Genomic DNA, 11,546 nt, shown 5'->3' with positions numbered 1-11,546 from the left:
TTAAATTGGCACGTTACCCGATAATGATTGATCCTTGAAGCCCAACTTGTCGTCGCCTCCAGTAGAGATCGGTTTGAAACTCAGTGATATCGCCCGCCTGGCCGGGGTCTCGGTGACCACCGCCAGCTACGTCATCAATGGCAAGGCCGCCCAGCGGCGCATCAGCGCCGCCACCGTCGAGCGCGTGCTTGCCGTGGTCGAGGAACACGGCTACCAGCCGGACCAGCAGGCCGCCGGCCTGCGCCGCGGGCAGACCCGCACCCTCGGCTTCATCCTCCCGGACCTGGAAAACCCCAGCTACGCCCGCCTCGCCAAGCAACTCGAACAAGGCGCCCGGGCGCGCGGCTACCAGTTGCTGATCGCCTGCTCCGACGACGAGCCGGAGACCGAGCGCCAGGTGGTCAACCTGTTCCGCGCGCGCCGCTGCGACGCGCTGATCGTCGCCAGTTGCCTGCCGGCCGGGGATGATACCCATGCCCGGCTGGTCGCCGAAGGCCTGCCGGTGGTGGCCATCGACCGCCAGCTCGACCCGCAGCGCTTCGCCTCGGTGATCAGCGACGACCAGGACGCCGCGCGCCGCCTCACCGAAACCCTGTTGCAACCGGCGCCGCGCCATATCGCCCTGCTCGGCGCGCGGGCGGACCTGATCATCAGCCACGACCGCGCCGCCGGCTTCCGCCAGGCGCTGAAGGACTTCCGCGGCGAGGTCATCGTCGAGCATGCCGAAGTGTTCAGCCGCGAGTGCGGACGCCGCCTGATGGAGCAATTGCTCGAGCGCCTGGGCTACCTGCCCGACGCCCTGGTGACCACTGCCTATGTACTCCTCGAAGGCGTCTTCGATGTGTTCCAGGCGCGCGCCGACGGTTGGCCCGAAGGCTTGCGGGTGGCGACCTTCGGCGACACCCAGTTGCTCGACTTCGTGCCGCTGAAGGTCAACTCGATCTACCAGCAGCACGCGCTGATCGCCGCCAACGCCCTCGAACTGGCGCTCCGCGCGGTCGAGGAGAACGACTACCGGCCGGGCCTGCACGCCGTCCCCCGGCAACTCAAGCTGCGCGACTGAGCCGGCCGCCATGCGCCTGGTCGACACCCATAACCACCTCGACTTCCCGGACTTCGACGCCGACCGCGCCGCGCTGCTGCAACGCAGCCGCGCGCTGGGGGTCGAGCGCCAGGTGGTGCTCGGCGTCTACCGCGAGAACTGGCAACGGGTCTGGGACCTGGCGCAGGCCGAGGATGGCCTGTACGCGGCGCTCGGCCTGCACCCCGTCTATCTGGCGCGGCACCGCCCGCAGCACCTGGACGACCTGCGCCAGTGGCTGCAACGCCTGCGCGGCGAGACGAAGCTCTGCGCGGTCGGCGAGATCGGCCTGGACTACTACCTGGAACACCTCGACCGCGACGCCCAGCAGGCGCTGTTCGAGGCCCAACTGCGGCTGGCCGCGGAATTCCGCCTGCCGGCGCTGATCCACGTGCGCCGCGCCCACGCGGCGACCATCGCCACCCTCAAGCGCATCCGACTGGAGCGCCGTGGCATCATCCATGCCTTCGCCGGCAGCCGCGAGGAAGCCCGCGAGTACCTCAAGCTCGGCTTCCGCCTCGGCCTCGGCGGCGCGCCGACCTGGCCGCAGGCCAACCGCCTGCGCAAGGTGGCGGCGGAGCTGCCGGCCGACGCCATCGTGCTGGAAACCGATGCGCCGGACATGGCGCCCTCGATGTATCCCGGCCAGCGCAACAGTCCGGAGCACCTGCCGGACATCTGCCGCGCCCTCGCCGAGCTGCGCGGGGTCGACGCCGAGGAACTGGCGGCGAGCAGCAGCCGCAACGCCGCCGAGCTGTTCGGCTGGGACTGATCAAGCGTCGCGCAGGACTTCCGGCGCCAGTTGCGGGTACGTCTCGCGCAACGCCTCCAGGCAGGCCGAAAGCTGCGCCGCTTCCTCCGGCAGGCGCCGGGCGAAGTCGCTCCAGCCTTGCAGACGCAATCGCCGGGGCATCGGCACCAGGCCGCTGATGGCGTCCCAGAAGGCATCCCAGTTGCATCCGTACCACGGCGGCAACGCCAGGGCCTCGCGCAGGCGTTCGTGCAAGCGCGCGGCGCTGTCCACGTCCGCCAGCTCGATGGCCAGGCTCGCCGCCCGGTTCAGTTCCTCGTCCATGGAGCCTCCGCCAGCAATGCGTCGCAACGCTCGCGCACGAACGCGCGCAAGAGGGTCACCGGGCGGGTCAACTGGGCGCGGTGGGTACACAAGAGGTTCATCGGCGTCGCTTCGCCCTGCCACTCCGGCAGCAGCAGGCGCAGGCGCCCGGCGCGCACGTCCTCGGCCACGTCCAGCCAGGACTTGTAGACCAGCCCCTTGCCGGCCAGGGCCCAGCGCCGCACCACGTCGGCGTCGTCGCAGACCCGGTCGCCGGCGACCGTCAGGCTCAGGCTGCGGCGGCCCCGCTGGAACGCCCAGCGGTCGTGTACCCGGCCGCCGAGTTGGTAGAGCAGGCAATTGTGCTCGCGCAGGTCGTCCGGCTGGCGCGGCTCGCCGCGCTCCGCCAGGTAGCCCGGCGCGGCGCAGAGCACTCGCCGGTTGTCCGGCGCCAGCGGCAGGGCGACCAGGCTGGAGTCGGCCGGTGCGCCGTAGCGGATCGCCACGTCCACCGGTTGCCGGTAGAGATCGGTCACCCGGTCGCCGAGCAGCAGGCGCAGGCTCAGTTGCGGATAGCGCGCCTGGAACTCGTCGAGCCAGGGCAGCAGCAGGTTGCGGCCGAAGTCGGAGGGCGCGGAAAGCTGCAGTACCCCGGCGATCTGGTCCTTGCCGCCCTGCAGCAACCGGCGCCCCTCCTCCAGGCTGCGCAACGAGGCGCGGGCATGCAGGAGGAACGCGTCGCCCTCGGGAGTCAGGCGCAGGCTGCGGGTGGAGCGGGCGAACAGGCGTACCTCCAGCTCGCTTTCCAGGCGCTTCAGCGCCGCGCTGGCCACCGCCGGGGAAATCTCCAACTGGCGCGCGGCGGCGGACAACGAGCCGCTGTCGCTGGTGTGGACGAACACCTGGAGGTCGTCGTAACGCAGCATTTTCAAGATTCCTTTGAAAGAGTCTTCCCTGATAGCCTGTTTTTCAGCGATTTGAAATAGCCCATCCTGACTCCGCCCCATCGAAGGAACCCACCATGAGCACACCCCTCACCCTGATCGCCACCATCACCGCCGCCCCCGGCCACGCCGAGGCCCTGGAACGCGAATTGCGCGCCCTGGTCGCCCCGTCGCGCGCCGAGGCTGGTTGCCTGCAGTACGACCTGCACCAGGACCGCCACGACTCCCATCTGTTCTACATGATCGAGCAGTGGCGCGACGACGCCGCCCTGGAGCGCCACCAGAACACCGAACACTTCCTGCGCTTCAGCCGCGGCAACGAAGCCCTGCTGCAGAACGTGAAGATCGACCAACTCTATCGCCTCGCCTGAGGCCAGTTTCCCGGAGCCCCCATGAAAGCTGTCGGTTACTACCAGTCCCTGCCCATCGACCATCCCGATGCCCTGCTCGATCTCGAACTGCCCGAGCCCACGCCGGGCCCGCGCGACCTGCTGGTGGAGGTCCGCGCCATCTCGGTCAACCCGGTGGATACCAAGGTCCGCCAGCGCGCCCAGCCGGAAGCCGGCCAGGCCAAGGTGCTGGGCTGGGACGCGGCGGGCGTGGTGCGCGCGGTCGGCAGCGAGGTCAGCCTGTTCCGTCCTGGCGATCGGGTCTGGTACGCCGGGGACATCACCCGCCCCGGTAGCAACAGCGAGCTGCATCGGGTCGACGAGCGCATTGCCGGGCACCTGCCGAAAAGCCTCGACTTCGCCCAGGCCGCGGCCCTGCCGCTGACCACCATCACTGCCTGGGAACTGCTCTTCGAGCGCTTGCAGATCGCCGAAGGCAAGGCCGACCAGGGCCAGAGCCTGCTGGTGGTCGGCGCCGCCGGCGGGGTCGGTTCGATCCTGGTCCAACTGGCCCGGCAACTGACCGGCCTGAACGTGATCGGCACCGCCTCGCGCGCAGAGACCCAGGCCTGGGTCCGCGACCTCGGCGCGCACCATGTGATCGACCACGGCAAGCCGCTGGCCGAAGAGCTGAAGCGGATCGGCATCGCCGAGGTCAGCCACGTCGCCAGCCTGACCCACACCGACCAGCACCTCGAACAGATCGTCGCCGCGCTGCGCCCGCAAGGCCGCCTGGCGCTGATCGACGACCCGGCGTCGCTGGACATCGTCAAGCTGAAGCAGAAGAGCCTGTCGCTGCACTGGGAGTTCATGTACACCCGCTCGATGTTCCAGACCGACGACATGATCGAGCAGCACCGGCTGCTGGAGCGGGTCGCCGGGCTGATCGACGAAGGCGTGTTGAAGACCACCGTCGGCGAGCATTTCGGCCGCATCGACGCGGCCAACCTGCGCCGCGCCCACGCGCTGCTGGAGAGCGGCCGGGCCAAGGGCAAGATCGTTCTCGAAGGGTTCTGAACGGCAGGACCACGGGGCGCGGCGTTTTCCACCCTACCGCCGTGCCCCTGGCCTTTGCTATCCCGCCTTGCGCACCCTCAGCGCAGTCTCGATCTCGCCAAGGATCGTCGGGTCGTCGATGGTCGATGGCGCCGCGTAGTCCTCGCCATCGGCGATCTTGCGCAGCACTGCGCGGAGGATCTTCCCGGAGCGGGTCTTCGGCAGCCGCTTGACCACCACCACCCGCTGGAAGCAGGCCAGCGCGCCGATCTGTTCGCGGACCAGCGCCACCAGCTCGCGCTGCAGTTGCTCGGCGGCGATCCCGGCATCGTCCTTGAGCACCACCAGGCCCAGCGGCACGTGGCCCTTGAGTTCGTCTCGCACGCCGATCACCGCGCACTCGGCAACCGCCTGGTGCTGCGCCACGCGTTCCTCCATCTCGCCGGTGGAGAGGCGATGCCCGGAAACGTTTATCACGTCGTCGGTGCGCCCCATGATGTAGACGAAGCCGTCCTCGTCGAGATAACCGCCGTCGCCGGTGTGGTAGTAGCCGGGATAGTTGCCCAGGTAGGCCTGCAGGTAGCGCGGGTGGTCGCCCCAGAGGGTCTGCGCGCAGCCCGGCGGCAACGGCAGGGCGATGACGATTGCGCCCTGGCGGTTCGCTCCCAGCGGCCGGCCTTCGTCGTCCAGCACCTGCACGTGGTAGCCGGGCACCGCGCGGTTGGTCGAACCGGCCCGCAGGTCGTGGCCGGCGATCCCGATGCAGGGCGCGGTCACCGGCCAGCCGGTCTCGGTCTGCCACCAATGGTCGTGGACCGGCCGCCCGGTGTGCTCCTCCAGCCAGTGCTGGGTGCTGCTGTCGAGCTTCTCGCCGGCCAGGAACAGGTGGCGCAGCGAACTTAGGTCGTAGCGCTTCACCCGTTCGCCATGCGGGTCTTCCTTGCGGATCGCGCGGATCGCCGTCGGCGCGCAGAACAGGCTGTTCACCCTGTGCTCTTCGATCACCCGCCAGTAGGCGCCGGCGTCCGGCGTACGCACCGGCTTGCCTTCGTAGAACACTGTGGTACAGCCGCACATCAGCGGGCCGTAGACGATCAGCGAGTGGCCGACCACCCAGCCGACGTCGGAGATCCCCCACCAGACGTCGCCGGCCTGCATGCCGTAGATAGTGCGGACCGCGTAGCGCACCGCCACCGCGTGGCCACCGTTGTCGCGGACGATGCCCTTGGGCTTACCGGTGGTGCCCGAGGTGTACATGATGTACAGCGGATCGCCGCTGGCCACCGGCAGCGGATCGGCCGGCTCGGCGGCGGCGAGGCAGTCCTGCCAGTCCAGGTCGCGGCCCGGGTGCAGGCGCGCGAGCGCCTGCGGGCGTTGCCAGACCATGACGTGGGCAGGCTGGTGGATCGCCAGTTCGAGGGCCTTGTCCACCAGCGGCTTGTATTCGATCACCCGGTCGAACTCCAGCCCGCAGGAAGCGGTGAGCACCAGCTTCGGCGTGGCGTCGTCGATGCGCAGGGCCAGTTCGTAGGGAGCGAAGCCACCGAACACCACCGAATGCACCGCGCCCAGGCGCGCGCAAGCGAGCATCGCCATGGCCGCCTGCGGCACCATCGGCATGTAGATGATCACCCGGTCGCCCTTGCCGACCCCGAGGGCCCGCAGGGCGCCGGCCAGGCGCGCCACTTCGTCGCGCAGCCGCAGGTAGCTGTAGCGGTCCTGGGTGCCGGTCACCGGCGAGTCGTAGATCAGCGCGGTCTGTTCGCCGCGCCTCTCCTCGATCTGCCGGTCGAGGGCCAGGTAGGCGCTGTTCAGGCGGCCATCGGCGAACCAGCGATGGGTGCCGTCGGGCAGGCTTTCGAGGATATTCGCGGGCGCCTGGTACCAGGCCAGGGAACGGGCCTGTTCGGCCCAGAACGCGGCCGGCTCGGCGATCGAGCGGGCGTGCTGCTGCAGGTACGTCATGTTCCAGCCCTCTGATTGTTCTTATTAGGGATGAAGCAGTGAGTGAGCTTTGGAGTATGGGCGGGCGCCGGGCACCCGCCATCAACCTTTGGTCGTAGGGGTCAGTCCTTGCCGCGGTAGAGCTTCTGGATGCTGGAGAAGTCCAGCCCGTCGTGCTCGGCATCGGCCTGGGCGTGCAGGCTGAACAGGTTGCGCGCCAGCGCGCCGAGCGGCGTCGAGGCCTGCACCTCCTGGGCGTTGGCCAGCGCCAGGCCGAGGTCCTTGTTCATCAGGCGCACCTGGAAACCGCCGGCATAGCCGTTGCTCGCCGGCGCCTGCGGCATCACCCCCGGCCAGGGGTTGTAGAGGTTCAGCGCCCAGTTGCCGCCGGAACTCTGCTTCATCACCTCGGACAGCACCGCCGGATCGAGGCCGTTCTTCACCCCCAGCGCCAGGGCCTCGGCGGTGCCGGCCATGAGGATGCCGAGGAGCATGTTGTTGCAGATCTTCGCCACCTGACCGGCGCCGTGATCGCCGGCGTGGAAGATGTTCCGGCCCATGTTCTCGAGGATCGGCCGGGCCCGCGCGAAGCCTTCGGCGGGGCCGCCGACGATGAAGCTCAGGGTGCCGGCGCGGGCGCCGCCGACGCCGCCGGAAACCGGCGCGTCGAGCAGGGTCAGGCCCTTCGCCGCGGCGGCCTCGGCGACCTTGCGCGCGGTCTCCGGGGCAATGGTCGAGCAGTCGATCAGCAGGGGCTTGCCGGCGACCCGCGCGAGCAGGCCGTCGTCGCCGAGATACAGGCTTTCCACGTGCTGCCCGGCCGGCAGCATGCTGATCACCACTTCGGCGCCTTCGCAGCACTGCAAGGCGCTATCGGCGCCCTGCGCGCCCTGCTCGACCAGGCTCAGCACGGCCTTGGGCTGCAAGTCGAAGACATTCACCCGGTGGCCGGCCTTGAGCAGGTTGGCGGCCATCGGCCCACCCATGTTGCCCAGGCCGAGGAATGCGATGTCGGTCATCGGTCCGTCTCCCTTTCAGCGCATCTGGATCGAGAAGTTGGTCCCGGCCACGCTGTCGCTGTCGAACCAGCGCGCGGTCACGGTCTTGGTCTCGGTGTAGAAGCGCACGCCCTGCTTGCCGTAGGCGTGCAGGTCGCCGTAGAACGAGCCCTTCCAACCGGTGAAGGAGAAGAACGGCAGCGGTACCGGAATCGGGATGTTGATGCCGACCTGACCGACCTCGATGTGGTGCTGGAAGGTCCGCGCCGCGGCGCCGGAGCTGGTGAAGATCGAGGTGCCGTTGCCGTAGGGGCTTTCGTTGATCAGGCGGATCGCCTGCTCCAGGCTGTCGACCTCGGCCAGGCAGAGCACCGGGCCGAACACCTCTTCGCGGTAGATCGCCATGTCCGGGCGCACCCCGGCGAACAGCGTCGGGCCGACCCAGTTGCCGTCCGGGTATCCCTCGACCTTGTAGCCGCGGCCATCCAGCAGCAGTTGCGCGCCCTCCTCCACGCCCTGGCCGATCAGACGCTCGATGCGCGCCTTGGCCTGCGGGTTGATCACCGGGCCGTAGCTGGCGCCGCTGTCGTCCCATGGGCCGGGGCGGACCTTGGCCAGCGCGTCGCGGATTTCCGGAATCCACTCGCGGGCGGCCCCCACCAGCACCGCCACTGAGATCGCCATGCAGCGCTGCCCGGCCGCGCCCACCGAGGCACCGACCAGGTTACTGATGACCTGTGCCTTGTCCGCGTCGGGCATGATCACCATGTGGTTCTTCGCCCCGGCGAAGCTCTGCACGCGCTTATTGTGCGCGGTGCCGGTGTGGTAGACGTACTGGCCGACGGCGACCGAGCCGACGAAGGACACCGCCTTCACCTGCGGGTGCTTGAGCAACTGGTCGACCTGTTCCTTGCCGCCATGCACCACCTGCAGCACGCCCTTCGGCGCACCGGCCTCGAGGAACAGCTCGGCGAGCCGCACGCTGGTCAGCGGCACCTGCTCGGAAGGCTTGAGGATGAAGGCGTTGCCGCAGGCGATGGCCAGCGGGAACATCCACAGCGGGATCATCGCTGGGAAGTTGAACGGGGTGATGCCAACGCACACGCCCAGCGGCTGGGTGATGCTGTAGGTGTCGATGTTGCGGGCGACGTTCTCCACCGTCTCGCCCATCAGCAGCGAGGGCACGTTGCAGGCGTGCTCGACCACCTCGATACCGCGCCAGACGTCGCCCTTGGCGTCCTCGAAAGTCTTGCCCAGCTCGCTGGAGACGATCTTCGCCAGTTCGTCGTGGTGTTCCTTGAGCAGCGCCTGGTAACGCAGCATCACCCGCGCGCGCTCGGAAACCGGGGTTTCCTTCCAGTTGGCGAAGGTTTCGCGGGCACTGGCCACCGCCTGCTCGATCTGCTCCGCGCTGGCGCAGGCGATCTCCGCCAGGGTGCTGTTGTCGAGGGGATTGCTGACCGGGATGCGCTGGGCGCCGAGACCTTCGACGAAGGCTCCCGCGATGAGGTGGCGGACTGGGACTGACATGAACCCTCCTGCACCGGCCAGGCCGGCTTTTATTGTTGTGGCGGACTGGTACGAGGTCGATTCGGACCTCGCTTTGGCCAAGAAGCTATCACTGGGCGGAAGGTCGCGAGATCGACTAAATTGTGTTGTTCATGGACTATATTGCGGAGCCGGCTACCGACATGTCGCACACCTCCGACTGGCCCCTGCCGGCCGACAGCCTGCGCTTGCCGATCCCGGCGGCGCTGCTGGAGAAACTGGCGGTCCACCCGCTCAGCCGCGACCTCTACCCCACCTCCCTGGGCCACTACCGGCGCGCCCGCGACCACCGCATGAGCCGCGAGCGCCATGACGAGCACCTGCTGATCTATTGCAGCGAAGGCCAGGGCCTGTTGCGCGTGCGCGAGGGCGAGACCTGGCGCGAATACCGGGTCGGCAGCGGCGACCTGCTCTGGCTGCCGCCGGGCATGGCCCACGACTACGCCGCCGACGACCGCCAACCCTGGACCATCTTTTGGACCCACCTGCGCGGCGACAGCGCCACCTGGCTGCAACACAGCGCCGGCTACCGCGACACCCCGCTGCGCCATTGGGGCCTGCAACACGCCCTGCTCGGCGGCTTCGAGCAACTGCTGGAGGTGCGCCACAGCGGCTACCGCTTCCAGCACTTCCTGCTCGCCGCCAGCCGCCTGCGCAGCCTGCTCTGCCAGCTACCGCTGCTGCGCCCGCTGCGCGAGGGCAGCCTGGACCTCGACGGGCTGCACGCCTACATGCGCGAACACCTGCATGCGCGCCTCGAACTGGAACGCCTGGCGGCCTTCTGCAACCTGTCGAAGTTCCATTTCGTCAGTCGCTACAAGGCGATCACCGGCCGTACGCCTATCCAGCACTTCCTGCACCTGAAGATCGAGTACGCCTGCCAGTTGCTGGACAGCAGCGACCAGAGCGTGGCCCGGGTCGGCCAGGCGGTCGGCTACGACGACAGCTACTACTTCTCGCGCCTGTTCAGCAAGGTCATGGGTTTGTCGCCGAGCGCCTACCGGCAGCGGGTAAGGCAGGGCGAGGGAGGAGCCTGAAGCGCTCTGCGGCGGGGCTGTAAACGAAGCGGCGACCAGTTGTCGGCAAACTGATCCCGGTCAGTGTTTTCCGGGCCGACAGGACTAGACTGAAGCTCCCTTTCCAGCCCCGATGGATGAATCGCCATGAACATCCTCGTCCGCCCGTCGCAAACCCCGAAAGGCCAATGCTGGCAGGTCTGCCTCGACCAGCAGGCCGTCAACTTCCGTAGCGAAAGCGAGGCCCGGCGTTTCGTCGACCGCCTCGAGGCGCGCCTGCGCGCGCCCCATGTGCTGCCCGAACTGAAGCAGCGAACGGCCTGATCCGCGCTCAGGCGGCCTGGCGCTCCAGGCGCCCGGTCTGCCAGGCGAGCAGGGTCGCGACCGCGCCGCAGACGGCGATCACCAGAGTCATGGGGATCGCCGTGCCGTCGTGGAGTACGCCGACCAGCGCCGAAGCGCCCGCCGCCACGCTGAACTGCAGGCTGCCCATCAGCGCCGAGGCGCTGCCGGCGTGCTGTCCCTGTCCGGCCATGGCGCAGGCGGAAGCGTTGGGAATGATGCAGCCGAGGCTGGCCACGCATCCGAACAGCGGAACCAGCAGCGGCCACAGCGTGGCCGGTTGCAGCGAAGCGATGCCCAGCAGGGCCAGGCCGCATGCCAGGTAGCCCCAGATGATCCGCCGCAGCCAGAACGCCGGCCCGCGATAGCGCAGCAGCCGCGCGTTGACCTGTGCCATGACGATGAAGCCCGCGGCATTGCTGCCGAACAGCCAGCCATAGTGCTCGGCGGGAATCCCGTAGAGCTGGATGAACACGTAGGGCGAACCGGCGATGTAGGCGAACATCCCGGCCATCGCCACCCCGCCGGAAAGGCCATAGGCGAGGAACAGGCGGTCGGCGAACAGCCGCCGGTACTGCCCCAGCGCGCCGGACAGCGGCGGTCGCTCGCCGTCGGCCGGGATGGTTTCCGGCAGCCACAACGCCACGCCGAGGCCGGCCAGGGCGGCGAACAGGGTCAGGCAGACGAAGATCGACTGCCAGCCCTGCCAGTCCAGCAGCAGGCCGCCGGCCACGGGGGCGAGGATCGGCGCCAGGCCCATCACCAGCATCAACTGGGAAAACGCCTTGGCGGCGCCGATCGGATCGCACAGGTCGCGCACCACTGCCCGCGAGATGACCATCCCGGCGCAGCCGCCGAGGGCCTGGACGAAGCGCGCGGCGATCAGCCACTCCAGGCTCGGCGCCAGGGCGCAGGCGGCCGAGGCCAGGGTGAAGATACTCACCCCCACCAGCAGCGGCAGGCGCCGGCCATAGCGGTCGGCCACCGGGCCGTAGAGCAACTGGCCGATGGACAGGCCGGCGAAGTAGGCGGCCAGGCTCAGCTGGACGTGCTCGACGTCGGTGGCGAAGGCCTTGGCCAGGGTCGGGAAGCTCGGCAGGTAGAAGTCGATGGCCAGTGGCCCGAAGGCGCTCAGGGCTCCCAGTATCAGCAGGATGCGCAGGTTCATGGATCGCTCGGCACGGGGCGCGTCGGCGGCAGGCAAGGCACTTTCCTGCGCGGCTCCCGGCAAGCG

12 protein-coding genes are annotated in these 11,546 nt (G+C 68.9%); 6 read left to right on the top strand and 6 right to left on the bottom strand.

Going from position 1 to position 11,546, the window contains the following annotated elements:
• Positions 1-73 precede the first annotated feature (73 nt).
• Entirely contained in the window at positions 74-1,063 is a 990-nt protein-coding gene (gene cra / locus M6E97_RS03650; protein ID WP_003104372.1) for a catabolite repressor/activator, read from the top strand.
• Between the two features lie 10 nt (positions 1,064-1,073).
• Positions 1,074-1,853: a TatD family hydrolase gene (locus M6E97_RS03645; protein WP_016254276.1), complete on the top strand. Its 780-nt coding sequence runs from the start codon at positions 1,074-1,076 to the stop codon at positions 1,851-1,853.
• On the opposite strand, the gene M6E97_RS03640 is transcribed toward M6E97_RS03645, so the two are convergent.
• Positions 1,854-2,156, bottom strand: a complete 303-nt coding sequence (locus M6E97_RS03640; RefSeq protein ID WP_003111769.1) for a barstar family protein — start codon at positions 2,154-2,156, stop codon at positions 1,854-1,856.
• Entirely contained in the window at positions 2,141-3,061 is a 921-nt protein-coding gene (locus M6E97_RS03635; RefSeq protein WP_015502509.1) for a LysR family transcriptional regulator, read from the bottom strand. The genes M6E97_RS03640 and M6E97_RS03635 overlap by 16 nt, the downstream gene beginning before the upstream one ends.
• A 95-nt stretch (positions 3,062-3,156) precedes the next feature.
• Here M6E97_RS03635 and M6E97_RS03630 point away from each other — a divergent pair, with 95 nt between their 5' ends.
• Both M6E97_RS03630 and M6E97_RS03625 read left to right on the top strand, forming a co-directional pair.
• Positions 3,157-3,450: a putative quinol monooxygenase gene (locus M6E97_RS03630; protein ID WP_003104358.1), complete on the top strand. Its 294-nt coding sequence runs from the start codon at positions 3,157-3,159 to the stop codon at positions 3,448-3,450.
• 21 nt (positions 3,451-3,471) lie between these two features.
• Positions 3,472-4,485, top strand: coding sequence for a zinc-binding alcohol dehydrogenase family protein (locus M6E97_RS03625; RefSeq protein ID WP_034005805.1), 1,014 nt, complete (start codon positions 3,472-3,474; stop codon positions 4,483-4,485).
• Positions 4,486-4,542: 57 nt separating this feature from the next.
• Here M6E97_RS03625 and M6E97_RS03620 read toward each other — a convergent pair whose 3' ends face one another.
• The 3 genes from M6E97_RS03620 to mmsA form a co-directional block, all read right to left on the bottom strand.
• Entirely contained in the window at positions 4,543-6,429 is a 1,887-nt protein-coding gene (locus tag M6E97_RS03620; RefSeq protein WP_034005804.1) for a propionyl-CoA synthetase, read from the bottom strand.
• 101 nt (positions 6,430-6,530) lie between these two features.
• Positions 6,531-7,427, bottom strand: a complete 897-nt coding sequence (mmsB, locus tag M6E97_RS03615; RefSeq protein WP_033991468.1) for a 3-hydroxyisobutyrate dehydrogenase — start codon at positions 7,425-7,427, stop codon at positions 6,531-6,533.
• A gap of 15 nt (positions 7,428-7,442) precedes the next feature.
• Positions 7,443-8,936, bottom strand: a complete 1,494-nt coding sequence (mmsA, locus tag M6E97_RS03610; protein WP_015502507.1) for a CoA-acylating methylmalonate-semialdehyde dehydrogenase — start codon at positions 8,934-8,936, stop codon at positions 7,443-7,445.
• Between the two features lie 131 nt (positions 8,937-9,067).
• Between mmsA and mmsR the strand changes: the two genes are divergently transcribed.
• Both mmsR and M6E97_RS03600 read left to right on the top strand, forming a co-directional pair.
• A complete protein-coding gene (gene mmsR, locus M6E97_RS03605) occupies positions 9,068-9,991 on the top strand; it encodes an MmsAB operon transcriptional regulator MmsR (RefSeq protein WP_003119526.1) in 924 nt (307 codons plus the stop codon).
• A gap of 126 nt (positions 9,992-10,117) precedes the next feature.
• On the top strand, positions 10,118-10,294 hold the full coding sequence (locus M6E97_RS03600) for a hypothetical protein (RefSeq protein ID WP_003104346.1): 177 nt from the start codon (positions 10,118-10,120) through the stop codon (positions 10,292-10,294).
• Positions 10,295-10,301: 7 nt separating this feature from the next.
• Here the strand turns inward: M6E97_RS03600 and M6E97_RS03595 are convergent, their stop codons facing one another.
• A complete protein-coding gene (locus tag M6E97_RS03595) occupies positions 10,302-11,480 on the bottom strand; it encodes a multidrug effflux MFS transporter (protein ID WP_003092150.1) in 1,179 nt (392 codons plus the stop codon).
• Between the last annotated feature and the right edge of the window lie 66 nt (positions 11,481-11,546).

This window comes from Pseudomonas sp. B111 (assembly GCF_026428275.1).
Classification (GTDB): domain Bacteria; phylum Pseudomonadota; class Gammaproteobacteria; order Pseudomonadales; family Pseudomonadaceae; genus Pseudomonas; species Pseudomonas aeruginosa.
Note: the sequence above shows the minus strand (reverse complement) of the source record. Positions and strands in the feature narration are given on the sequence as shown.

Coding starts and splice junctions, on each gene's coding strand:
- M6E97_RS03645 (WP_016254276.1), top strand. CDS start 1,074: ATGCGCCTGGTCGACACCCATAACCACCTCGACTTCCCGGACTTCGAC.
- M6E97_RS03640 (WP_003111769.1), bottom strand. CDS start 2,156: ATGGACGAGGAACTGAACCGGGCGGCGAGCCTGGCCATCGAGCTGGCG.
- M6E97_RS03635 (WP_015502509.1), bottom strand. CDS start 3,061: ATGCTGCGTTACGACGACCTCCAGGTGTTCGTCCACACCAGCGACAGC.
- M6E97_RS03630 (WP_003104358.1), top strand. CDS start 3,157: ATGAGCACACCCCTCACCCTGATCGCCACCATCACCGCCGCCCCCGGC.
- M6E97_RS03625 (WP_034005805.1), top strand. CDS start 3,472: ATGAAAGCTGTCGGTTACTACCAGTCCCTGCCCATCGACCATCCCGAT.
- M6E97_RS03620 (WP_034005804.1), bottom strand. CDS start 6,429: ATGACGTACCTGCAGCAGCACGCCCGCTCGATCGCCGAGCCGGCCGCG.
- mmsB (WP_033991468.1), bottom strand. CDS start 7,427: ATGACCGACATCGCATTCCTCGGCCTGGGCAACATGGGTGGGCCGATG.
- mmsA (WP_015502507.1), bottom strand. CDS start 8,936: ATGTCAGTCCCAGTCCGCCACCTCATCGCGGGAGCCTTCGTCGAAGGT.
- mmsR (WP_003119526.1), top strand. CDS start 9,068: ATGGACTATATTGCGGAGCCGGCTACCGACATGTCGCACACCTCCGAC.
- M6E97_RS03600 (WP_003104346.1), top strand. CDS start 10,118: ATGAACATCCTCGTCCGCCCGTCGCAAACCCCGAAAGGCCAATGCTGG.
- M6E97_RS03595 (WP_003092150.1), bottom strand. CDS start 11,480: ATGAACCTGCGCATCCTGCTGATACTGGGAGCCCTGAGCGCCTTCGGG.